The following is a 24107-nucleotide window of genomic DNA, read 5'->3' as shown; positions in this document are numbered from 1 at the left end:
AGACCTCATGCCCCAGCGCGTCGATAGCGCTACACGCCTTGCCGAATCCTTCCTCACGCACCTTCGCATCGAACGAGGATTGAGCCCCAATACCGTCGCTGCATACCGCCGCGATCTCACGCGGTACCTTTCGTATCTCGACGAGGGCGCGATCGATGTGCGCGACGTTCAAACGCCCACGATTGCGGGGTATATCGGTGCTCTGCGCGAGGGGAGCGCGGGAACTGCTCCCCTTGCGCCTTCGTCCGCGGCGCGAGCGCTCGCTTCGATCCGTGCCTTCCACCGCTTCCTCGATGAAGAGAACGAAACGCGAACGGGCGATCCTGCGGCGCGGGTACGCGAAGCCTCCCGTCCTTTGCGCCTTCCCGATGCCTTGAGCGTTGAGGAGGTAGCCGCACTTATTGACGCGGCGTCGGGGCCTTTCACCGGGGGACTTGCCTCCGAGCGCGCCCTTCGCAATCGGGCCCTCGTCGAGGTGCTCTATGGCACTGGTTGCCGCATCAGCGAGGCGCTCGCGCTCGACGTTGATGACACTGCACTAGCCGATCAGATCATCCGCGTGCGCGGAAAAGGCAATAAGGAGCGTCTTATCCCGCTCGGGCGCTACGCCCTCGAGGCACTCGAGGCATACCTCACTCGGGCTCGTCCAACGTTTCTCGCGAAAGGGAGCGGAAGCCCTGCGATCTTTCTGGGCAACAGGGGCACGCGTCTGACGAGGCAAGCCGCCTTTGCGATCGTCAAGACCGCAGCCGAGAATGCGAACATCACGGCACACGTGAGTCCTCACACGCTGCGTCACAGCTATGCGACTCATCTTCTGGAAGGCGGGGCCGACGTCCGCACGGTGCAGGAGCTGCTCGGGCACGCCTCAATCACGACGACCCAGCGCTACACACATCTGGGCCAACAGGCACTTCGAGAAATACACGCGAGCTCTCATCCGCGAGCGCTGTAGCGGGGCGCGGGTGGAATTCGTATCCAGGGCTGCCGGTTAGACTTATTTTCATGGGCCGCGTGCAGTGAGTGCACGCGAGAGCCCGCGAACACCAACGACGTAGGGACAGGTACACGTGACAAAGAGCGAGCTTGATTTGAACCTCAATTACGGCCCCACGGGGCGCCCGCTTCCGGACTTTCCCGAGCCGAAGGCACTCGACTCTCACGGGCCCGCGCGAATCATTTCGATGGTGAACCAGAAGGGCGGCGTGGGGAAGACGACCTCGGTCATTAATCTTGGTGCCGCACTCGCTGAGCTTGGCCGCAAGGTTCTTCTCGTAGACCTCGATCCCCAGGGCGCGCTTAGCGCCGGAACGGGCATCAACAGCTACGAACTCGACCTCACCGTTTACAACTTGCTTCTAGAGCGCGATCACGACATCCGCGAGGCAATCCAGCCGACGACGACGGAAAACATGGAGATCCTTCCGGCCAACATCGATCTGTCTGCGGCGGAGGTCCAGCTCGTCAACGAGGTCGCGCGCGAAATGGCTCTTGCCCGCGTGCTTCGCCCCGTTGTCGGTGACTACGACATTATTCTCATCGACTGCCAACCATCGCTCGGTCTTCTGACCGTCAACGCGCTTGCGGCGAGCGACGGCGTCATCATCCCGCTTGGGGCCGAGTACTTTGCGCTTCGTGGCGTTGCCCTTCTTGTTGAAACGATTGAAAAGGTCCAGGACCGCATCAACCCACGTCTTGAAATGGATGGCATTCTCATCACGATGTTCGATCCGCGCACGCTGCATGCGCGCGAGGTTGTGGCCCGAGTCGTTGAGGCCTTCCCCGACAAGGTGTTCCATACGGCAATCAACCGCACCGTGAAGTTCCCGGACGCCTCGGTTGCGGCCGAACCGATTACGACGTTTGCCTCCAACAACAAGGGTGCCGACGCCTACCGCCAGCTTGCGCGCGAACTCCTCGCGCGCGGGGCAGCGGCTTGACGGGCCCGAATCGGCCGGGGCGGAGGCCGAAACGGCGCAAGAGCGACTTCACCGCGCCGAAAAAGGTGCGGCTTCGCGATTCCGCGGGCGCGCCGCGAGCAGGTCGGGATAACTCCTCGCAGGCACCGTCGGAACCTGTTCCCCATGACGGTGTACGTCTTCAGAAAGTGCTCGCGAACGCGGGTTTTGGCTCGCGCCGTGCTTGCGAAGCGCTTATCGCGCAGGGGCGTGTCTCTATTGGGGGTGAGGTCGTGCAGGAGCAGGGAGTCCGCGTCGATCCGCGCACTGCCGTCATTCACGTCGACGGGCGTCGCGTGCAGCTCGACGAGACGAAACTGACGGTTGCCCTCAATAAGCCGCGCAAGGTGATGAGCGCGATGGAGGATCCGCAGGGGCGCCGAACTCTCGAGGAGTTTGCGGCGCGCTACCCGGTTCGCCTGTACCACGTCGGTAGGCTCGACTATGAAACCGAGGGGCTCCTTCTTTTGAGCAACGACGGGGAGCTGACGCACCGCCTCACGCACCCGAGTTTTGAGGTGTCAAAAACCTACGTGTGCCGTTTTGACTGCCCGGGATCCTTCCCTCGGTCGATTCTGGCGAAGCTGCGTGCCGGCATCGATCTCGACGATGGACCGGCGCGGGCCGACCGCGCAAACCTCGTTGCCCACGATGGGCGAGAGGCAATAGTCGAAGTCACCCTTCACGAGGGGCGAAACAGGATCGTTCGCCGCATGTTTGCTGCGCTCGGGTATGAACTTACGAGTCTCGTGCGCACGCGAATCGGGCCCGTCGTTCTCGCCGATCTTGAGCCGGGTGCTACGCGTGAACTGACCCGAAAGGAACTCGGCACCCTGATGGCGGAGGTCGGCCTGTGAGCATTGGCGCCAGTCGCGAAGCCGTAGCGCTCGAGGGCCCCGTTCTCGTCATAGGTGCGGGATTGATTGGCGGATCGATCGGCATGGCTCTCGGCCACGCCGGTCTCGAAGTTCTCGTTCGCGATTCGTCCCCGGGAACGACCAGGCTCGCGTGCGAACTCGGGGTGGGGCGCGAGGCCCGCGAAGGCGACCAGCCGCAAATGGTCATTGTCGCGACACCACCCGATGTGTGCGCATCGGTGGCACTCGGCGCTCTCGAGGAGTTCCCCGAGGCATGCGTGCTCGATGTTGCGAGCGTGAAGCAGCCCATTGCGCAGGGGGTGCTCGACGGGGCGGCGGCGAGAGGGCTTGACGCCTCTCGCTACGTGGGCACGCACCCGATGGCCGGCCGGGAAGTGGCAGGGGTGGTCGCCGCGAGGGGAGACCTGTTCAGGGGTAGGGCCTTCGTGGTGGTTCCGACGCCTGCGACCAGCCCTCGAAGCTTCGCCCTCGCACGGCTGCTTGGCGTTGAACTCGGAGCGGCGGTCGTGGAGATCGAACCCGATGTGCACGATGAGGCCGTCGCCTATGTTTCGCACGTTCCGCAGATCGTCTCGAGCGTGCTCGCAAGTCGACTGACCGCGGCGAGTGAAGCGGCTCTAGGGCTGTCGGGGCAGGGCCTGCGAGATACGACGCGCATCGCCGCGAGCGATCCGAGGCTGTGGGTCGAGATCCTCTCAGCCAACGCGGGGTGCATCGCGCCAATCCTTAAGGCTCTAGGTGAAGATCTCGATGGGCTCACACGGGCCTTCGAGACGCTTGGCGACATGGAACCGCAACCGGGCTCGCGCGCCTGTATCGCCCGGGCGATCGCTGCCGGCAACGACGGCGTAGCCCGGATTCCGGGCAAGCACGGTGGGGGAGCGGAGAGCTTTTGCCGGGTCACGGTGCTCGTACCTGACGAGCCCGGCGAGCTTGCGCGTCTCCTCACACACATGGGGGAGGAGAACATCAACCTCGAAGATCTGCGCCTCGAGCACTCTCTTGGGCAAAGGATGGGGCTCGCGCACGTGAGTGTCACGCGCGCCGACGAACCTCGCCTCACCGCGATGCTTGAAAAGAGAGGTTGGGCACGCGCGGGTACAGAGTGATCGGCCGGCGCGCGCGTGGGCGCGTCCCACGACTAAACTTGGAATTTGACCAGCGACAGGGGAGGAAAGACATGAACGGCGTCACCATCGCGATCGATGGCCCCGCAGGCTCGGGGAAGTCAACGGTGTCGAAAGAGGTAGCGCGAGCTCTTCAGGGCGGCTACCTCGATACGGGGGCCATGTATCGCGCGGCAGCGTGGTCGTGCCTCAACAGCGGTGTCGACCTCAACGACCGCGAAGCTGTGACGGCCCACGTCGCTGAGTTCGACCTCGCGGTGTCGACCAATCCCGATGATCCGGCGATTCTCGTTGGCGGTAAGGAGATTTCGGAACAGATCCGCTCCGAGGAAATCTCGACGTGCGTGAGTCGAGTGGCGACCAACACGGACGTCCGGGCCATCCTCCAGGAACGCCAGCGCGCCGTTCTGTTTACCACCGCAAACGAACTCGGGTTTTGTGTCGCTGAAGGCCGCGACATCACAACGGTCGTCGCCCCCGATGCCGACGTACGCGTGCTGCTGACGGCCAGCCCGGAAGCTCGACTAAGGCGCAGGGCGGGCCAGCTCGGTCTTGAGGAAACCGAAGACGTGCGCGAGCGTATGCGCGACCAGGTTCTTCGCCGCGATGCTGATGATTCGACGGTTTCCGAATTTACGGAAGCAGCCGAAGGCGTGCACCTTATTGACACGACCGACCTCGACATCGACGAGGTCATCAACACCGTGCTCGAGCTCGTTCCCGGAATCGAACTCATCGATGATGAGCCCGAGAACGACGAATCTCTTTCGGGGGAAATCCCCGAGGCTTTCGACGACAGCAATCTCGACGACGAGGCTCGCACGGCATCGCTGCGCGCCGGCCTCGAAGACTACGGCCTCGACGAGGAGGATCGCAGCCTCCTGACGGAGGAGTACGCCCCCGTTGCGAGCGCCGACGATGAACGAATGCTCCCGGTCCTCGCCGTGGTCGGCCGGCCAAACGTCGGAAAATCTACCCTCGTCAATCGCATCCTCGGGCACCGCGAAGCGGTCGTCGAGGATACCCCCGGGGTGACCCGAGACCGCGTGTTCTACGAAGCGAACTGGGCTGGCCGTGACTTTATGCTCGTCGACACGGGTGGTTGGGAAGACAAGGTTGACGGCATTGCCTACCGGGTCGCCGAACAGGCTGAACTCGCCATTGGCCTCGCCGATGCCGTGATGTTCGTCGTTGACGCGAACGTGGGCATCACTCACACCGACGAGCAACTCGTGCGTGTTCTCCGACGCTCCAAGAAGCCCGTGCTCCTCGTCGCTAACAAGGTCGACGACCAGCGAGGTGAACTCGAGGCCGCAGCCCTCTGGAATCTGGGGCTCGGCGAACCGCACCCCGTTTCGGCTCTTCACGGACGCGGCTCAGGAGATGTGCTCGACCGTATCCTCGACATCCTTCCGGAAGAAGGGCAAACGCGTGCCAAGCCAACTGGCCCGCGCCGCGTGGCTCTCATCGGTCGCCCCAACGTCGGCAAGAGTTCCCTACTGAACAAGCTTGCGCGCGAGAACCGCGTCGTCGTCGACCCTACCGCTGGCACCACACGCGACCCGGTCGACGAAGTCATCGAACTCGACGGACGCGAGTGGACCTTCGTCGACACGGCAGGCATCCGTCGCCGCGTTCGCCAAAGTGAAGGGGCTGACTTCTTCGCATCGATCCGGACCCAGGCCGCGCTCGATCGCGCCGAAGTCGCCGTCGTTCTCCTGGAAGCATCAGAACCGATTTCGACCCAGGACCTCAAGATCATCGACATGGTCCTTGAATCCGGCCGCGCACTCGTGCTCGCGTTCAATAAGTGGGACTTGATCGATGAAGAGCGGCGCGCCCAGCTCGAATGGGAAATCGAGAAGGACCTCTCCCACGTTCGATGGGCTCCCCGCGTGAACATCTCCGCTCTCACCGGGCGACACACGGACAAGCTCGTCCCCGCGCTCGATCTCGCACTCGAATCGTGGGACACGCGCATCCCGACCTCGCGCCTGAATGCCTTCCTCGGAACGCTAGTTGCGGCGCACCCGCACCCGTTGCGAGGCGGCAAGCAACCGCGCATCCTCTTTGCGACGCAGGCCCGTACGCGTCCGCCCCGCTTCGTGATTTTCGCTTCAGGCTTCCTCGAACACGGCTACCGCCGCTTTATCGAGCGTCGTCTGCGCGAGGACTTCTCGTTCGACGGTTCCCCCGTGGAGATCAGCGTTCGCGTTCGCGAAAAGAGAAAGAACAGGTAAGGAGGGACGCGATGCCCACGCCCGACTTCGTTCTTAAGCTCCGCGAGAAGATCGGTCACGACCACCTGTGGCTCTCGGGTGTGACGGTCTTCGTCTTCGACGACGACAGAACTCATTGCCTCCTCGTTCAGCGCGCCGACACCCACCAGTGGACGCCTGTTACGGGCATTATCGACCCGGGGGAGGAGCCCGCCCGTGCAGGGGTACGCGAAGTCCTGGAAGAAACGGGATGCGCGTGCACGATCGAGTTTCTCTCGAATGTGGGGGCCGTCGGGCCCGTCACGCATGCCAACGGCGACCTCGCAAGCTACCTCGATCTCGCCTTTGTGGCCACCCACGTCAGGGGAGAACCGCACCCGGCCGATGGTGAGAATCTCCAAGCCGCGTGGTTTCCGATCGACGACATGCCCGAGCTCAACCGTCGCTTTCGGGCAGGCCTGCGCCGCGCGATCGACCAGCTCTTCAGCGGTGACCGCGCGGCGTATTTCAAACGGTAAAAGCCTTCAGCATTCGTGCACGGGGCGCTCGAACACGACGGCCATGGGGGTCTGCTGCGACCCCTGCCCAAGTGGGTTATCCGCGAACTGCGCCTCGTAGTGCTCCCGCTCGCGTGAAGCCGCAAGGCCCAGAACGTTGCGCCCGATATCGTTCGCATCCATCACGACGACGCCGTCGAAAGTCTCGACGAAACGCGCAGGGACGACCTCGCGAATAACATCCACGAGGTGAGCTGCAACGAGATCCGGATCCTTTGGCGGAAGTTTTGCCGAGACGTTCGACGGGTACACCGAGTATTCAGTTGGACCGTCGATCGCCCGGACATCGGCTCCCGCGTGCTCATAAAACACGCCGCGTTTGCCCCGCAGCTTCCCGAGGGCACCGAGGGCCGCGGCATACGTGATGCGGGCAAGCCCAGCCTCATTGATCGCGAGCTGCATCGTGACCGGGTCACCGAGGCCGATCCCCGCGGGGGTGCGTGTCACGAACCGTGACAGTTGCTTGGCGGCGAAAGACGGCTTGATTTCCCACACGAACCACGAACGGCCCTGCATGATCGCAATGATTTTCTCCGACACCGTGAAATTCCAGCGGCGGTTCTCGGTTGCGTGACGATCCTCGTTCGTGCCCCGCTCGTCAAGGTCCTTGAAGAACTGCTTGACGTAGCCCGCAATTTCCTCATCCATGCGCGAATCCTTGGAGAACTTCGCCGTCTGAATCGGGTAGCGGCGTGCTAGCGTCCCGTCGTTCAGCTCGAGATCGAGCTGTTTGCCCGCGTTAGCGGTGAGCGGGGTGTGCGGATCGGGCGGCAGCGACTGACCGTTATCGTCGGCCAGCACGTCGGAATCCTCATGCGCGTCGAGAGCCTCGAGGTCATCCGCGTCGAAGAAAACGCGCGCCCACAGTTCCGCACACGCGAAGCGCCACAACTGGGCGGCGCTGACGCTCGAACGGCCATTGATGTGCGCATCGAAAGCCTTGAGAACCTCGGCTTGGTCAAACCATCCGCGGGTGCCAAAGGTCTGCGACGAGAACAAAGAAAAGTACGTGCCTTTAATGCGCTTAAACCAGGCTGTTTCTCGCTCCTGCATGGAAAGCGACGGGGCTTTTTCGTGTGCCTGGTCGTAGGCCGCCTCGATGAGGGAGCGTGTCCCTGCGCCCCCGAAGGCGGTCTCCTCAAGCGACGCATAGAAACGGAGAACTTCGAGATCGGTGAACGGGGAGCGCACCATGACGTGACCGCCAAGCGCGTGCGCGGCTTTTGCGCGCTGCTCCGCTTCATGAGACCCGGAGGTCGCCAGGGGAGCGAGAGGGCCCTCGTATTCGGGAGAGGGTTCGAAGCCAATCGCCCGTTCCCTTTCGCCGCTTCGCAGCGAGGGGCCGAGGAGGGATTCGCATCGATCACGTGCGCTCCCTCGCGCAGCACCCATAACGCGGGACAGAAGTGTGGATCGAGTGTCGGAAGCCCTGTGGAGCGCCGAGGCGCCATAGGTATCGAGAGCGAGCTGCTGTTCACCCTGAATGCACGCGCGAAGGTGAAGCCACCCAAAGTAGGACTCAAGCGAAGCCGGAGGTTCTTCATACGTGCGAAGCACAAGCGGGAGATCCTTCTTCAAGCTTTGTGGCGTGCCCGTCACGACGCCCTGGTGCTCGCGGGCATCGCTGGATGGGCCACCCGCGCTAGGTACACAGCGCAGGACCTCAAGCGGCGAATCCGTTGAGCGAACGGCATGCTCGAGGGCTTGTGAAGCAACCGGATCGAGCTCATTCACGAGGGCCGCCCCCTCGCCGGTGGCGCGTCGCGTGACCGCATCTGTAAGCCGCGTCCGGAACTCTTCAATGCATGAGTGGTCGGCGCGGCGCGGGTTCGAGGGAGCAGCGAAAACGTCTTGATGCGCATCCAGGAGAGGAGTGCGCACGAGCCCCTCGCGTGCGAATTTCACCGACTCTCCCGGCAATACGCGAGCGATGCCAGAGAAGAATGTTTCACTACCGCGCTGAGTATCGCCGAGAAGGTAGCGGCGCAGCACGTCGGTGTTGGGCTCGCGCGGGATATCCGTGTGACGAAGGAGGTCGGCGATCGTGGAGGCAAACGCGATTCCCGTTGACGTGCGCGCGTAATAAAGAGGCCGCGATCCGAAAACGTCTCGCGCGAGGACGAGCGAGGAGTCAGCGTCCATGAAAGCCAGAGCAAACTCGCCGTTGAGCGTGGCGAGGCTGCCTACACCCTCCGCCTCGATGAGACGCGACGTAGCGTCGGACCCTTCGGAGCCCGTGAGAGCGCAGCGTGCCCCTGACGGCAATACGTACCCCTCGAGTGCACACCTCCCGCTTTCGATGACCTCTGGCCACGCCTTGATGTCCCCTTCGTGAGTCACATGACCGAAAAATGTGGGCATTGCACCAACCTCCATAAGCCTCATTTTGCTCTCGACTATAAGTCAGAGACATCGGGCGAAATACAAAGAAATGGGCGAGGCACCCGAAGTGCCTCGCCCATTGATCCGCGTCGGGCTGACAGGATTTGAACCTGCGACCCCACGACCCCCAGTCGTGTGCGCTACCAAACTGCGCCACAGCCCGCGGTTTTCGACTTGTCCACTATAGCCGAGGTGTTTGCCGAATCGCGAATTCACAAGGGTGAGGCGTGCCACGCTTGCCGCTTGGTCAAGAACAGCTAAAAGGTTCGCAGTGTTGGGCCAAAAAACGAACATATGCGCAAAACGCGGTGGCAAAATGGGATCGGAAGTTTTGGACTCTCATGCCGGTTCGCGGGATGGGGCGTGTGAAGAAAGAAGGTCTGCGCCATGAATGAACACGTGTTTGACTCCACCCCAGAGCAGACCACCAAACTTTCCCCCATCGACGGCAAGATTGAGTTCACCGAAGACGCCGAGCACGGTCTCTCTGCCCAGGATCGCCAGGCTGTTGAGGCGCTGCCCGCAGGCACGGCACTCCTGATCGTGCGCAAGGGTCCGAATATGGGGGCGCGCTTCCTGCTCGACTCGGAAAGCACCGTGGCCGGCCGTAACCCGGAATCGGAAATATTCCTCGACGACGTCACCGTGTCCCGCAAGCACGCGACGTTCGTGCGCACCGAAGGGGGCTTCCTGATTCTCGACATGGGGTCTCTCAACGGCACCTATGTGAACCGTGAGCTGACCGATGAAGCTCACCTGAGTAACGGCGACGAGATCCAGATCGGCAAGTACCGTTTCACGTTCTTCACGCTCTCGTGAAACCGTGGCGAGAAAAAATTCTCGCCACACTTCGGCGCGTTTAATCCCGCAAGCGTGCAGGGATGGGTATTCTGTCCTCGAGACTTTCTCCCTTCCCCGACACGAAAGTCCAACTGGAGGCACACGTGAGCAAGCGCGATAGCAGCACCTTTGGTGCGCAGAGCACAGTCCCGGCAACCGAAGCCCAGGGAGTCCTTTTCGACGATCTCGTCGACACCCCCGGCGAACTCGGCTACCGGGGCCCGGCGGCGTGCAAAGCTGCGGGCATTACGTACCGGCAGCTTGATTACTGGGCGCGCACCGGACTCGTTGAACCGAGCGTCCGTTCAGCCACGGGCTCGGGCTCGCAGCGCCTCTACGGCTTCCGCGACATCCTAGTGCTCAAGGTCGTCAAGCGACTACTCGACACGGGTGTCTCGCTCCAGCAGATTCGTGTCGCCGTCGATGCCATGCGTGCGCGCGGCGCCGACGACCTCGCACAGATCACTCTCATGAGCGACGGCGCCTCTGTCTACGAATGTACGAGTGCCGAAGATGTCTTCGACCTGGTCCAGGGTGGCCAGGGTGTGTTCGGTATCGCTGTTGGCCGAGTGGCGCGTGAGGTTGAAACCGATCTTGCGATTCTTCCGAGCGTCGACCCGCAGCACGATGCCGCTGAGGCTCTTCGCGACGAACTCGCCGCACGCCGCGCACGTAAAGCCAGCTAAGAGGGAAGCGCCGCTTCCGGTACTGAGCTGAACGTTAAGGCTTACTGACGCCCCTTTATACATGTCACGTCGGGATTTATCGACATGCGTAGAGGGGCGTTTGACATTGAGGCAACGAGGGGAACGGGCCCCGCGAAAGGCTGCGGCCCCTCGCGCCGGAAGCCCTAGGAGTTCTGACGCGAGTCCATGATCGTCGCGAGGAGGCGATCGAAATCCTCGGTGAGCTGCTTCGCGCTTGAACCTTCGTACGCGTGGAGGGGGATGGCCCCGCCCTGTGCCTGCTGAAGCCCCACGCGTTCTTCGAGAACGGGGTCGAGCACGCGATCCCCGAAGAGTTCGCGCAGCTCGTTGAGGCGAAACTGGTGTTCCACGCTGCGGGGGCGATAGCGGTTCACGAGGATCCCGAGCGGTTGCAAACGGGGAGCGATGCCGTTGTCATGGAGTTCATCGGCGAGCTTGAGTGCTCGGTCGGCAGCGGAAACGGCGAAGAACCCGGGTTCGGAGACGACGATGGAGCGATCCGAGGCTGCGAGAGCCATTTGCGTCAGGCCGTTGAGCGAGGGCGGGCAATCCACCAGGACGATGTCGTAGTGGTAGGAACGCTTGTTCAGCGCCTCCCGAAGGCGCCTTACGCTCCGTTGCGCGAGGGCGGGGGAGTCGAGCCTCGACGAGCGATGACTGCCCGGGATGATGTCGAGGTGGCTCGAGGCAGAAGCCTCGCCGTTTTCGCCAGCTACCCACGGAGATTGCACGATGGCACGGTCGACAGTCTCGGTTCGCCCTGACGCAATCACCTCGGCGATGTCGGGCTCACCTCCCGGGTGCCCGAGTAGGCCGAGAGTGGTATCGCCCTGAGGGTCGAGATCGAGGACAAGTGCGTTCACGCCCTGGTTGAGGGCCGCGGACGCGAGACCGAGAGTGACGGAGGTCTTTCCGACGCCGCCTTTGAGTGAATATACGCTGACGACAAACACGCTATTTAGCCTATCGAATCCGGGCCGGGGTCTTCGCCCTCCTCGCCCGTGTTTTCCGGCTCATCGAGGATTTCTTTGAGGAAGTCCTCGACTTCGGTCGTGAGGTTTTCGGCGCCGGGGAGGGGAGTGTCGGCACCGGGAGTGAGGTGCTGCACCATACCGTCCATGCGCGAATAGTTGTCCTCGAATCCCTTGATGAGTGAGGCAAGCTGCTCGTTCTCAGCCGCACTCTGGTCGAGGGCTTCGCGCACCTCGGCGATCTTCTCCTCAAGCTTCTTGTTTGGAGTGAAAGCCGGCCCGCCTTCAATGTCGAGCGCCGTAAATAGCGCTGGCAGGGCGGGGTAATACTCGATCTCGTGCGCATAGGACGGCACGTGCGCCGCGAGGCCGATGATGGGGTGGCCGGCCTCGGCCATGCGCACGATGAGCAAAGCCGGGAACGACGCTCGCATTTCGATGGTGCCCGGGAACGGGCTCGCGAGAACCAGGTCCTTGGGATCGCCCGCGTACCTGCTCACCGCGACGGGGCGCGTGTGCGGCGTAGCGCCGGGAAAACTCGTGGCGACGAGCGTGCGTGTCACGCCGAGCTGTTCAACGATGATCCTGACCGCGTGCGCCACGCGCTCCCACTGGAAATTAGGCTCGGGGCCGCTGAGAAGCAGGAACGGCGCTTCGCCTTCGGGCGAGACCTCGCGGAGGGTGAGTGCGGGGGAGGAGTACCCCGTGAGGTGATCCTGCTCGAGCGAAATGGGCGGCCGCACCGCCGTGTAGTCGATGACTTGATCGGAGTCGAACGTCCCCACGATGCGATTGGGAAAGTTGTCCGTGATGAACTCGTCGAGTTTCTCCTGGACACGCCCGGAGTCGACAAAAGAGCCGAGAGTCACGACGAGCGTGCTCGCGTGAAGGGAACGTGAGTCGACATCGCGTTCATAGCTGAAGAGCGTGGTGGGATCGAGCACGGAAAACCTCCTAGTGTGCACGGTTATACACCCTAGAACGCCCGGCTGGCGAAGAGTTATTCCGCTGCCGATTAGACTTGTGACGTGGCTGTTCACAAAATCGTTCTCTTTTATGTTTTTACTCCGCTCGCCGACCCGGAGGCAGTGAAGCTGTGGCAGTTTGCACTCGCCGATTCACTGGGTCTCAAGGGCCGCGTGATCGTCTCGAAAGACGGCATCAACGCGACGGTGGGCGGTGAGATCGGCGCGGTGAAGCAGTACGTCAAGCGTACGCGAGGTTACGCGCCGTTCCGAGACGCCGACATCAAATGGTCCGAGGGGACAGGCCACGACTTTCCAAAGCTCTCCGTGAAGGTCAGGGAAGAACTCGTGACGTTCACCGTTCCCGAGGAAGTCAAGGTGGGAGCTGAGGGCGTCATTGGCGGGGGAGAGCACCTGAGCCCCGAGGCTCTGCACGCCCTCGTCGACGCCCGAGGGTCGGACGTCGTCTTTTTCGATGGTCGTAACCGCATGGAGGCGGAAATCGGTCGTTTCCGCGGCGCCGTCGTTCCCCAGACGGAAACGACGCGCGATTTCGTCGGCGAGCTCGAATCCGGCATGTACGACGACCTCAAGGATCGCCCCGTGGTCACGTACTGCACGGGCGGTATTCGCTGCGAGGTGCTCACGGTACTTATGAAGAATCGCGGCTTTAGCGAGGTGTACCAACTCGACGGCGGGATCGTCCGCTACGGGGAAAAATACGGCAACGATGGCCTGTGGGATGGCTCCCTTTACGTCTTCGATGGGCGCATGCACATGGAGTTTGGCGACGGTGCCGAGTCGCTTGGGTCATGCGTCGCGTGCGGAGAAAAGACGCCGGTGTATGTCAATTGCGTGAATCCTGCGTGCCGCCAGCAGTTCTTGCGCTGTGAGGCGTGCACGAGCAAAGGTCTTGCGCCTGCGTGCGGTCAGTGCGAGCACTAGGTTGTGCGTCACTGGCGCGGTGAGGGTTGGTGTTGTTGTGCGGGGTGGGGGTCCGACGATTGCTGAGCATCCGTCGGACCTAGACCCGTGAGGCGCTTTCCACACTGACTTTACATAACGTACATTATCGGCGTAATGCATGTGGTGGGGCGGAACTGCGCCGATGCCAAACCCCCACAACTTCTATGCAATTCGCGTGAGGGCTTCTTGGTAGCTAGGTTCCGCTTTCTTGAGTCGTGCGATCACGTAAGCCGTGACGGGAATTGCCGCGTACTGCACGATGACCTTGTACAGGAAGCCGAAGGCCGTGTAGTTCAGCCACTGGCCGAATGTCGTAATCCCGAGCACCGGCGCGGCAATCGTGCAGAAAATGATCGTGTCGACGAGCTCGCCCGTGCCGCTTGACATGAGTAGTCGAGCGACGATGCCGGGCTCGCCCGTGCGGCGCTTCATTCGGCTCACAATGAACGAGTTCAGGCTCTGCCCGGCAAGAAAGCCGCACAGAGAAGCAAGAACGATCTGCCATACAGGCCCAATCGCGAGCTCGAGCGCTCCCTGTTTCGCAACTCCATAGTCGTCATAGAAGCCCGGGAGCCAAATGATGACGGCGTAACACACGACCGCAAAAACGTTGAGGGCGAACGACGTTAGGATGGCGCGGCGCGCTGCACTCGGTCCATACAGCTCGGTAATGATGTCGCCGAGGATATAGGCAAGAGGAAAAAGGAAGAACGCCGCGTCGGTAATCACGAATCCGATCGTGACGCCCTTGGCGGCGCCAATGCCGGAAATGACGACGACGACTGCCATGAGCGCGCTCAGGACGTCATAGTGGGAGTTCCCTCGTGTCGCATACACGGCCTTGCCGCGCGCAGAGCGATCTCCCGCTTGTGGAAGGTGTTCGTTCATTGCCTCACTCCAGAGATTTTTTCACGGAAAACGGGTTCCACGGCGTGCGGTGGCCGTGGCCATCATGCCCGTGCACAAACGTTTCGAGGATGGCCTCAATAATGGTGGAGGTTTCTTTCTCGAGCCTCTCCCCCGTGGCTAACTCTGCAACCATGCGATTGAGATATACGCCAAGGAGTGTTTCAGCAATTGCCTCAGGCTGTGCCGAAAGCGCGATGGGTTCCGTTTTTTCGAGCTCACGAAAAGTATCGGCGATTCCCGTGATAAGCCGGCCACGCTCGCGCGCGAGCCGGGGCCTCGCACTTTCGTCATGGAGCGCAAGGGCGACCGCCTCGGTGTGCATGAGGTACCAGGCGAGGCCGAGCGGGCGAAGCGCTTCAAGAGTTTCAAAGAGCCCCTGTACTTGCCTGTCGGTGTTTCATGGCACGGAGGAAGTTGCCTGCAGTGAACGACTCGTGACGACGGCGAAGGCCTCCCAAAAGACTTCCTCTTTGGACGTGAAGTTCGAGTAGAACGCTCCGCGCGTGAAGCCTGCCGCTCGCGTGAGGTCGTCAACGGTCGCGCCCTGGGCGCCTTTTTGGGTGAAAACCTCAATCGAGGCTTCAATCAGCTTGCGGCGGGTATGGGTTTTTGACCGCAGCTGTGGGGTGTCATTGGGTGTTGTGAGGTTCACAATAGGGGCTCCGCAGGGTCTTTGGATGGCCAGCTGAGACATTCTAATATCAAACTCGATACGAAATCGTATTGACGGACCTTGACCATGTGGAGGAGCCCGCGTGTCATCGACTCTCTATCGCCTCGGCCTGTGGGCCTCGCGTTCGCCGTGGAAGGTCATCGGTGCCTGGTTGGCCATCATTGTTCTTGCAGCGGCGGGCGCAATCACGGCCGGAAAGGGGCTCGACGACGCCTTCAGTGTTCCGGGCACCGAAGCGCAAGAGGGGCTCGACTCTCTCGCGACGCGCTTCCCGCAGCTCGGTGGTACGGGTGGCCAAATCATCTTTGTGAGTGAAGACGGCTCCCCCATCGACGCGCATGAAAAAGAGGTCGCGAATGCGATGGGTGAGGCCCGTCATGTCCAGGGGGTAGAAACAGCGACGAACCCCTTCGATAAAGATACGCCGGGCGAAAAAAGCGACGACGGCACAGCGATCATCGCGAACATTCAACTCGATCCTGACCTTGATGCCGTCCCCAAAAAGACCCTGGACTCTCTCACCGACATCGTCGATTCCACGACCGAGGCGGACAACGGCCTCCATGCCTACATCGGAGGCCAGGTCACGATGACCCCCGAAATGGGGATGAGCATCATGGAGGTTCTCGGCGTTATTGCGGCCCTCATCGTGCTCAGCATCGTGTTCCGTGCAGTTCGCTCCGCATTCATCCCGATCGTCACCGCCATCACGGGCATCATCGTTTCGATGATCGTGATGTTCATGGGTACGAGCATCTTCACCATTTCCTCGGCGACCCCGACGCTTGCACTCATGCTCGGTCTCGCCGTGGGCATCGACTACTCGCTGTTCATCGTGTCGCGTCACCTCGATCAACTGCGAAGCGGCCTCGACCCGTATGAATCCATCGCACGCGCGACCGCTACAAGCGGAAGCGCCGTGATCTTCGCAGGCCTCACCGTCGTCATCGCCCTCGTGGGCCTTTTCATCACAGGCATCCCGTTCATCACCGTCATGGGCGTTGTCTCCGCCGTCGCGGTTGCCTGCAACGTGCTCGCCGCGCTCACACTGCTGCCCGCCATCCTTGGGCTCTTCGGTGAGCGGATTCGCCCCAAACGTCAGCGTCAACGCACAGCCACGCAAGCGTCGGACCCCTCCGCACGCCCTCGCCGCACGCCCCTACTCGAGCGTTGGGTTCGTGCCGCCATTCGCTTCCCTCTCGTGACGATTCTCGTGGTGATCGTGGGACTCGGCGCGGTGGCCCTTCCCTTCAAAGATCTCGAGCTCGCGCTTCCCGACCAGGGCACGGAAGACCCGGGCTCCTACGGCCGCGAAGCTTACGACATTGTGACCGAGAAGTTCGGCGCGGGTCATAACGCGACGATCATGCTCACGGCAGACATCATCAACACCGAGGACCCACTCGGCGTCATGGATGAGCTCAAACGTGATGTTCTCGCGATCGACGGCGTTGATAGCGTGCAGATCGCCACGCCCAACATGGGTGCCGACATGGGGGTCGTGGTACTTCGACCGACGGAAGGCCCCACTTCGGAGCGCACGAAGAGCGTCGTTGATGAGCTCCGTGCCGATGCACCTCAGTGGGAAAAGGACCTCGGCATCTCCGACATCAAAGTCACGGGCTCCACCGCCGTTGCGATCGACATTGCCGACCGCCTCGACAAGGCGCTCTTGCCCTTCACGATCTTCGTTGTGGGGCTCTCCCTCGTGCTTCTCGCGATGGTGTTCCGAAGTATCTGGGTGCCCCTCAAGGCTGCGGCCGGATTCCTTCTTTCCGCAGGTGCTGCCTTCGGCGTGACCTCCATGGTGTTCACCTACGGATGGGGTGCGGACCTCCTTCAGGCGAAAGCCACGGGCCCCGTGATTGCGTTTTTGCCGATCATGACGCTCGGCGTGCTCTTCGGCCTCGCGATGGACTACGAAGTTTTCCTCGTGACCCGCATGCGTGAGGAGTACATGCACACCCGTGATGCCCGTCAGGCCATCATGAGAGGGTTCACGGCATCGGCGCCCGTGGTGATCGCGGCCGCGGCAATCATGATCTTCATCTTCGCGGGTTTCATTCCCGGGTCGATGTACATGATTCAACCGATCGCCCTCTCCCTTGCTGTCGGTGTCTTCGTGGACGCTTTCGTTGTGCGCATGACACTCGTACCGGCCGTTCTCGCGCTTCTCGGCGATCGCGCTTGGCACTTCCCCGCTGTGCTCGACCGCCTTCTCCCCCACCTTGACGTCGAAGGTGAGGGACTCGGGGTTGCCCTCGAGCACCGTGAATGGACGGCAGCGAAGGGCACCAGTGCGCTTCGGCTTCGCGACGTTGAAATTCCGCGCATGAGCGGCCGCGGGCAGCTCGGCCCTCTCTCGGGTGCAATCTCCCCGGGATCGATCACTCTCATCGCAAGCGAAGATGTGGACGCGCGCGCAAGTGTGCTTGCGCTATTCTCGGCGCGCCTCGAGCCCTCAGCAGGCACACTCTTCGTCTATGACCGTCAGGTTCCCGGCGAAACGGGAGCGGCCCAATCACACGTTGAGCTCTACCCCGAAGGCCGCGGAGGCGCAAGTGCCCACGCACTCGTGCGAGAACGAGACTCGCGGATTATTGTCATCGAATCCCTTTCCGACCTTCTTGAGGCCGATGACGCGACGCCGCAGCGGCTCGAATTGCTCGCTGCGCACGGGGCGACAATCGTGATTGGCCAAGACGCTCTTACCGCGAGCTTCACCGAACGCCTGCGGGATCCCGCGCGTGTACAGGTCCTGCCCCTGACAGCCCTCGTCACCGACCACACCGACCCCCTGCCATTGAATACAGATGCGGAGGCATACGCATGAAAACTCTCGCTCGCTTCCCAAAGCCCCTCCTCATCGTTGTGCTTTTGCCGCTCCTTGTCGCGAGCGTGGGTATTTGGGCGCTCAAAGACCGCGCGGAAGGCTTCGACAACGTCCCCGCTGCCGTGGTGAACCTCGATGAAGGAACGGAAATGGAGGTGGACGGCAAAACGCAGACCGTCCCCTTCGGAAGGCTTCTCGCGGGCGCACTCACGCAGCCGGGTACCATGAAGAACGAGAATTCCGACGGCAGCTTGGCGAACCTCGACTCCGCGGGCTTTGATTGGCAGCTCACCACCCAGAAAGACGCTGAATCCGGGCTTGAGAACGGCACCTATTCCGCGGTCGTGGTGATCCCCAAGGACTTCAGCGACGCTGTGGGAACCATGGGTAAGGCCGATGCTCGCCAGGCTACCGTGATCGTCAACACGAATGACTCCTCGGGCATGCTCGACTCGATGGTGGGTCAGGCCATTACTCAGGTCATCGCGAGCGAGTTTAACGGCACGATGGCGAAGCAATACCTCGATGGCGTGTACGTGGGCTTTAACAGTCTCAAGGACGGCTTCACCAAGTCCGCCGACGGCGCGGGGGAACTGTCCGATGGCGCCCACGAACTCGCGGACGGTGCGAAAGGGCTCGACGACGGCGCAGGTAAGCTCGCCACAGGAGTCGATGAGCTGAACCGCGGCGTGGTCGCGCTCGACGACGGAGCCGGGGAGCTTGCCAATGGCGTGCGCGGGCTTGATCAGGGAACGAAGAAACTCTCTGATGGAGCGCACAAGCTTACGGGCGGTACAGGCGCACTCGCTTCTGGAACAGATGATCTTTCCGGTGGTGCGGATGACCTTTCGAACGGTCTAGGTGCGCTGTCCGAAGGCGCGCACAAAGTTTCTGGAGGCGTTGCCCAGCTTGCCGACGGACTCAACGGCACCGACGCGCAGCCCGGGCTTCGCCAAGGCGCCGAAAAGCTCGCGTCGGGGGTCAACGGCGACGGGAGCGCGGAAAACCCCGGACTCGCCGAGGGCGCGCAGCAGCTGGCGGAAGGCCTCGATCAGTACGCTTCAGGACTCCCCCAAGCCCAAGAGGGACTCACGCAGGGTCTTCAGCACGGTATCGATCAAGCATTCGACACGGGGCGCGACGGTCAACCGGGCTTCGCGGAATCGATGAACACACTCGCCGCGAGCTGTACGGAACTCGAACAGGCCTTTAGCGTCGACCCACGCTTGAGCGGGGACCCGCGTGTCGCGGGACTGGAGGACATGTGTAGCGGGCTCACTCAGATGAGTGAGGAAGGCGTGAACGGAGTGCGGTCGGCACTGTCCGATCACGTTGTTCCAAAGGCCGTCGACACCGTTTTCGAGGGCGACGGATCACGCGAAAACCCGGGCCTTACACCAAGCGCGCAAATGCTCGCCGACGGTGCGATGGCCTCCGCCGACGCTGCACCTCAGCTCGTAGACGGCATCAATCAGCTGAACGGTGGGATCGCGAAGCTCGGAGATGGCGCGGCGCAGCTCGCCCCTGGAGCGGCGCAGGTCGCCGATGGCGTAGATGCCTCTCGCGGCGGGGCAGCGCAACTTGCTGACGGTGCCGCAAAGCTTTCGACTGGCGCCGCCCAGGTCGATGAGGGAGCCAAGGGGCTCGCAGAGGGCACGAGTGAGCTTTCCTCGGGCACGGGCCAGCTTGCCGACGGCGCCGACGAGCTCGCGAACGGTACCTCGAAGCTCGCCAGGGGCACTGCCCCCCTTTCAGAAGGTGCGCATGGTCTTGCCGAGGGAACAACTCAGCTTTCCGACGGCACTCGCCGCCTCGCGGACGGCAGCGGCGAACTCTCGACTGGACTTCGGGACGGTGCCGATCAGGTGCCGAGCTACTCCGAAAGTGAACGTACGCATCTCGCAGAGGTGAGCACGAAGGCTGTGACGCTTTCGACCTCGCGTGAAAACGAAGCCGATGGCGGCGCGGTGGCCACGTTCCCGTTTGTCGCGGCCCTCGGCCTGTGGCTCGGAGCATTCGGGATCTTCCTTGTATGGCCGGCGCTTCGCGAGCGGTTCCTCAATTCGGCTCGTCCCATGTGGCGGGTGGCGCTGCTCTCGCTTCTGTGGCCCCTCGTCCTTGCCGCTCTCCAAGCGCTTTTGGTGATCGGCCTGCTCGTGGTCTTTGGCGTCCCCGTTGCCTCGCTCGCTTCAGTTGCTGCCATCACGATTGCCGCGGCTCTGTGCTTCGCGATCGTGCATCAGATGCTCCTGACCGTGTTTGGCGCGCGAGCAGGCCGAGTTGTGTCAATCATCGTCCTCGTGCTCCAGGTCGTTTCCCTCGTGGGGATCCTCCCCCTCGAGAGCGCCCCCTCGCTCTTGCAATCTCTCACCGCGTTCATGCCGCTCACCGTTGCCTCCCAGGGCCTCGTGAGTGCTGCCCTCGGTGGTGCGATCGTCTCGACCGGAACGACACTCGCGGAACTCGCCCTCTTTGCCGCCGTAAGCTTCGCAGTGACGCTCGTGTTTTCGCGCGGGGCTCGCCGAGTGAAGCCTTCTTCGGCCCCCCATCAGTCGCCGAGCATAGGGGTTGCACGCACCGCGGGCTAGCAAAAGTTCCTCGAGGTCGTGGTCGCGTCGAGCGACTGTGATTCGACGGCATCGGCGAGGAAGCTTACGACGCCATCCTCATTGCGCTCCACGAGGCCGCGCAAACGGACCGCGGGCGCCGTGCGAAGGAGTGCCTTGTTGGCCCTCCAGAAGCCGTGTGAGCACACGACGTTGAGAATCCCGGTTTCATCTTCGAGGCCAAGGAACGTGATGCCCGTGGCGGTCGCGGGACGCTGGCGATGCGTGATGAGTCCTGCCGTCCATACCCGCGTGCCGTGCTCGACTTTCTTGGCGTCCTCGATGCGAAGCACGCTGCTTTCGAGGAGTTCCTCGCGAGCAAGCGTGAACGGGTGGCGCGTGGGAGAGACTCCCGTGGCCCACGTGTCTGCTGCCATGAGTTCGGCATCGCTCATTCCGGGAAGCGTGGGAGCGTTGTGCGCGAGGGCGAGGCCGGGAATCGTCCCGGGTTTCACGCCTCCCGCCGCACCCGCACTCCACAAAGCTGCGCGCCTTGAGGGGGCGAGTGAGTCAAGCGCCCCCGCCGTCGCAAGCGCCTCGAGCTGATGTGTGTTCACGCCCGTGCGATGCGCAAGATCGGCAATTGACCGAAAGGGAGCGCGCGCACGCTCCTCGCATATCTCCTTGGCGAATGCGCGCGAGATTCCGCGCACCGACTCGAGTCCAAGGCGAATCACCGGCCCGCGCGCGGCCTCGCTGCCACAGACCTGCGGTGGATGCCCGCCCTCGCACGCCTCTGCGCGCTCGGCGAAAGTTGCGGCTGAGTGCTCGGCATCGACCTCGAGATTTGCCCAGGCGTCGCTGTAGGCGATGTCCACTCCCCTCACCTCAACCCCGTGTCGGCGGGCGTCCGAGACGAGTGACTGAGGTGAATAAAACCCCATCGGCTGACTCCGCAGGAGCGCGGCGGTGAAGGCTGCAGGAAAGTGGCACTTGAGGAAAGCGCTCGCATACACGAGGTAGGCGAAAGAGTACGCATGCGACTCGGGAAAGCCATAGCTCGCGAATGCGAGAATTTTGCGGTAAACAAGCTCGCATTGCTCGGCGGTAAGGCCGTTTTTCGCCATTCCGTCAAACATTGCCTCGCGCATCGCCGCCATCTTTTGAGTTGAACGCTTCGACCCCATCGCGCGGCGTAGCTGGTCGGCTTGCGAAGGCGTAAAGTCCGCGAGGTCGACCATCATCTGCATGAGCTGCTCCTGGAAGAGCGGCACCCCGAGAGTGCGGCCGAGGGATTTCTCGAGAAGAGGGTGAAGATAGGTGACGTCCTCGGCGCCGGAACGCCTGCGCAAGTACGGGTGCACGCTTCCACCCTGGATGGGCCCAGGGCGAATGAGGGCGACCTCGACGACGAGGTCATAAAACTCACGCGGCTTGAGGCGAGGCAGAGTCGCGATTTGTGCGCGCGACTCCACTTGGAACACCCCCACGGCATCGCCCCTGCACAGCATGTCGTACAGCGCCGGGTCCTCTTGCGGGATGCTCGCGAGGGTCAACGACTCTTGGTGGGCTTGTTCGATGATCGAGAAAGCGTGGTCAATGGCCGTGAGCATACCGAGGCCAAGGAGATCGAATTTCACGAGTCCCGCATCCGCGCAATCGTCTTTGTCCCACTGCACGACCGTTCGGCCTTGCATGCGCGCGTGTTCGATCGGCACGACATCAATGACGGGCCGATCGCACAGCACCATCCCGCCCGAGTGGATCCCGAGGTGTCGCGGAGCATCCCGAAGCTGGGCGGCAAGGGTCTTCACGTCCTCGGGGATATTCGCCTCGCGTAAAGACGAAAAGGATCGTTCGATCATTTTTGCGTAGGCATCCTGCTGCCCCACGCTATAGCCGAGTGCTCGTGCCGCATCGCGGACCGCGAGCCTCGCCTTATACGAGATGACGTTCGCGACCTGCGCGGCGTTCTCGCGCCCGTAGCGTGTGAAGACGTATTGGATGACCTCCTCGCGCCGGTCCGCGGCGATATCGACGTCGATATCCGGTGGGCCATCGCGCTCGGGAGCGAGAAAACGCTCGAACAGTAGTCCGTGAAAGACCGGATCAACCGACGTGATACCGAGGCAGTAGCACACGGCGGAATTCGCGGCCGAGCCTCTCCCCTGGCACAGAATCTCGTGTGCGCGGCAAAACTCGACGATGTCGTAGACGATAAGAAAATAGCCGGGAAAGCCGAGCTCAGTGATGATGCGAAGCTCATGATCGATCTGTTCCCACGCTCCCTCGAGGCGCGGGTTCGCCCTCGGCCCGTAGCGCGCCTCGCCGAGACGTTCGGTGAGGGCCCGAAGCCAGCTTTCCTCGCTGTGGCCCTCGGGGGTGGGCGCAGGAGGAAGGTGTGGAGCGACGAGGGAGAGATCGAACGCGAGGCTCGAGGAGAGATGCGCGGCGGTCGTGATCGCGCGCGGGTAGCGCGGCACGAGTTGTGCAAGCTCCGCTCCGCTTCTGAGATGGGCCAGACGCGATGGGAGGAAAGGGTCCGCGTCAGCGAGGCTGCGCCGTGCGCGAAGTGCGGCGTGGACATCCGCGAGGTGCTTGTGTTCCGGGCGTGCGTAGTGCGCGTTGGAGGTGAGAGCGACGGGCAACTCGGCTTCGCTTAAACCGTGTTCTTCTCGCACGATGCGTGCACCTTGCACGAGCGCGTCGTGAAGTTCGGATTCGAGGGAATCGCCTGTGAGGGGAAGTTCCACGATCACACGCGGGGCTCCGCCATCGCGGGCGGGAGTACCCGCGGCTTCAAGCGTGCCGGTTGCGCGAAGTGCGGCCTCGATTCCGCGCGCGGCTGCATACGCCGATTGCTCTAGGTCGCCTTGCGGGAGGAGAGCAAGGAGCTCTTGCGTGAATGGGGATTTTCGGCACCCCGTGAGAACGACGATGTCGCCGCTTGTGAGCGCCTCGACCACGCCTGCAGCACTGTAGAGCGGCGTGCCCTTGCCGGGGCCGGCAAGGTGCGCACGCGCTATGAGGGACGAAAGCCTTCGGTACCCCGCCACCCCACGCGCGAGAAGCACGAGGTGTTCGCCCTCGGGATCAGCGCTGCCCGTGCGTGGCGCGCTTGCCGCAGCCGCACGAAGCGGAGAGGGGCATGCGGACGGCCCCGGGAGTCCGGCTGTAAACCCTGTGGGAAGCGTCAGTTCAGCGCCGTAGATCGTGGGCAGGCCGGCTTCCGACGCCGCCTTCATGAAGCGGATGGCTCCGTAAAATCCATCGTGGTCGATGAGTGCGAGGCCGCGCAGACCGAGCCGTGAAGCTTCGGCAACCATGTCCTCCGGGCTCGAGGCTCCGTCGAGAAAGCTGAAGTGCGAATGCGCGTGAAGCTCGGCAAAGGGGATGTCGAGCTCGGCATTGAGGGCTGGGGCATGCAGGCGTGAGCTTTGCCCTCGCGGGTGTTCCCTTTCGTGTGGAGTGCCCGCGTTCACAACCGTCACCGTGGGACGCACGGGAACCGGCCGATCGCTCAACACCGCCTCGAGGTCGCGCCACGATGGCGGGCCAAGAAACCACTTACTCATG

18 protein-coding genes and 1 tRNA gene are annotated in these 24107 nt (G+C 62.6%); 11 read left to right on the top strand and 8 right to left on the bottom strand.

Translation table 11 applies throughout. The features are described 5' to 3' along the window. Positions 1–7 precede the first annotated feature (7 nt). The 6 genes from FXY94_RS08370 to FXY94_RS08345 all read left to right on the top strand — a co-directional run bounded on the left by FXY94_RS08370 (position 8) and on the right by FXY94_RS08345 (position 6700). Positions 8–955 carry a site-specific tyrosine recombinase XerD gene (locus tag FXY94_RS08370; RefSeq protein ID WP_016664595.1) on the top strand — a complete coding sequence of 316 codons (948 nt, stop codon included), beginning with the start codon at positions 8–10 and terminating at the stop codon, positions 953–955. Between the two features lie 115 nt (positions 956–1070). Further along, positions 1071–1940, top strand: a complete 870-nt coding sequence (locus FXY94_RS08365; protein WP_016664594.1) for a ParA family protein — start codon at positions 1071–1073, stop codon at positions 1938–1940. A gap of 65 nt (positions 1941–2005) precedes the next feature. Next, the gene (locus tag FXY94_RS08360) at positions 2006–2815 is read left to right on the top strand and encodes a pseudouridine synthase (protein WP_332067305.1); all 810 of its coding nucleotides are present in this window, start codon (positions 2006–2008) and stop codon (positions 2813–2815) included. After that, entirely contained in the window at positions 2812–3945 is a 1134-nt protein-coding gene (locus FXY94_RS08355) for a prephenate dehydrogenase (protein ID WP_016664592.1), read from the top strand. The genes FXY94_RS08360 and FXY94_RS08355 overlap by 4 nt, the downstream gene beginning before the upstream one ends. Positions 3946–4016: 71 nt before the next feature. After that, positions 4017–6203: a bifunctional cytidylate kinase/GTPase Der gene (gene der, locus FXY94_RS08350; RefSeq protein ID WP_016664591.1), complete on the top strand. Its 2187-nt coding sequence runs from the start codon at positions 4017–4019 to the stop codon at positions 6201–6203. An 11-nt stretch (positions 6204–6214) separates the two neighbouring features. Continuing rightward, positions 6215–6700, top strand: a complete 486-nt coding sequence (locus FXY94_RS08345) for an NUDIX hydrolase (RefSeq protein WP_016664590.1) — start codon at positions 6215–6217, stop codon at positions 6698–6700. A 6-nt stretch (positions 6701–6706) separates the two neighbouring features. Here the strand turns inward: FXY94_RS08345 and FXY94_RS08340 are convergent, their stop codons facing one another. Then, entirely contained in the window at positions 6707–9100 is a 2394-nt protein-coding gene (locus FXY94_RS08340) for a hypothetical protein (protein ID WP_016664589.1), read from the bottom strand. A 110-nt stretch (positions 9101–9210) separates the two neighbouring features. Beyond that, positions 9211–9284: transfer RNA gene (locus FXY94_RS08335), tRNA-Pro, on the bottom strand. Between the two features lie 224 nt (positions 9285–9508). Here FXY94_RS08335 and FXY94_RS08330 point away from each other — a divergent pair. Both FXY94_RS08330 and FXY94_RS08325 read left to right on the top strand, forming a co-directional pair. Further along, a complete protein-coding gene (locus FXY94_RS08330) occupies positions 9509–9940 on the top strand; it encodes an FHA domain-containing protein (RefSeq protein ID WP_016664588.1) in 432 nt (143 codons plus the stop codon). 62 nt (positions 9941–10002) lie between these two features. Next, positions 10003–10647, top strand: a complete 645-nt coding sequence (locus FXY94_RS08325) for a MerR family transcriptional regulator (protein ID WP_051120654.1) — start codon at positions 10003–10005, stop codon at positions 10645–10647. Between the two features lie 164 nt (positions 10648–10811). Here FXY94_RS08325 and FXY94_RS08320 read toward each other — a convergent pair whose 3' ends face one another. Both FXY94_RS08320 and FXY94_RS08315 read right to left on the bottom strand, forming a co-directional pair. Further along, positions 10812–11621 carry a ParA family protein gene (locus tag FXY94_RS08320; RefSeq protein WP_016664586.1) on the bottom strand — a complete coding sequence of 270 codons (810 nt, stop codon included), beginning with the start codon at positions 11619–11621 and terminating at the stop codon, positions 10812–10814. Positions 11622–11626: 5 nt separating this feature from the next. Further along, a complete protein-coding gene (locus FXY94_RS08315; RefSeq protein WP_016664585.1) occupies positions 11627–12583 on the bottom strand; it encodes a PAC2 family protein in 957 nt (318 codons plus the stop codon). A gap of 84 nt (positions 12584–12667) precedes the next feature. Between FXY94_RS08315 and trhO the strand changes: the two genes are divergently transcribed. Further along, complete coding sequence (gene trhO / locus FXY94_RS08310; RefSeq protein ID WP_016664584.1) at positions 12668–13549, top strand: oxygen-dependent tRNA uridine(34) hydroxylase TrhO; 882 nt, start codon at positions 12668–12670, stop codon at positions 13547–13549. Between the two features lie 183 nt (positions 13550–13732). Here the strand turns inward: trhO and FXY94_RS08305 are convergent, their stop codons facing one another. From FXY94_RS08305 to FXY94_RS08295, 3 genes are all read right to left on the bottom strand, one after another. Beyond that, positions 13733–14458 (bottom strand): queuosine precursor transporter, encoded by a 726-nt coding sequence (locus FXY94_RS08305; protein WP_016664583.1) that lies wholly within the window; start codon positions 14456–14458, stop codon positions 13733–13735. A 4-nt stretch (positions 14459–14462) separates the two neighbouring features. Then, positions 14463–14801, bottom strand: coding sequence for a hypothetical protein (locus FXY94_RS08300; RefSeq protein ID WP_016664582.1), 339 nt, complete (start codon positions 14799–14801; stop codon positions 14463–14465). 75 nt (positions 14802–14876) lie between these two features. Continuing rightward, on the bottom strand, positions 14877–15131 hold the full coding sequence (locus tag FXY94_RS08295; protein ID WP_016664581.1) for a TetR/AcrR family transcriptional regulator: 255 nt from the start codon (positions 15129–15131) through the stop codon (positions 14877–14879). Positions 15132–15234: 103 nt separating this feature from the next. Between FXY94_RS08295 and FXY94_RS08290 the strand changes: the two genes are divergently transcribed. Both FXY94_RS08290 and FXY94_RS08285 read left to right on the top strand, forming a co-directional pair. Further along, a complete protein-coding gene (locus tag FXY94_RS08290; protein ID WP_016664580.1) occupies positions 15235–17985 on the top strand; it encodes an MMPL family transporter in 2751 nt (916 codons plus the stop codon). Next, a complete protein-coding gene (locus tag FXY94_RS08285) occupies positions 17982–20573 on the top strand; it encodes a YhgE/Pip domain-containing protein (RefSeq protein ID WP_016664579.1) in 2592 nt (863 codons plus the stop codon). Before FXY94_RS08290 ends, FXY94_RS08285 begins: the two co-directional genes overlap by 4 nt. Here the strand turns inward: FXY94_RS08285 and FXY94_RS08280 are convergent. Then, on the bottom strand, positions 20570–24106 hold the full coding sequence (locus FXY94_RS08280; protein WP_016664578.1) for an error-prone DNA polymerase: 3537 nt from the start codon (positions 24104–24106) through the stop codon (positions 20570–20572). The two genes, FXY94_RS08285 and FXY94_RS08280, sit on opposite strands and share 4 nt — an antisense overlap. Position 24107: the final 1 nt, after the last annotated feature.

Source organism: Dermabacter jinjuensis (assembly GCF_902381725.1).
GTDB lineage: Bacteria > Actinomycetota > Actinomycetes > Actinomycetales > Dermabacteraceae > Dermabacter > Dermabacter hominis.
The sequence above is the reverse complement of the archived record's forward strand: the minus strand, read 5'-3'. Positions and strand labels throughout refer to the sequence as shown.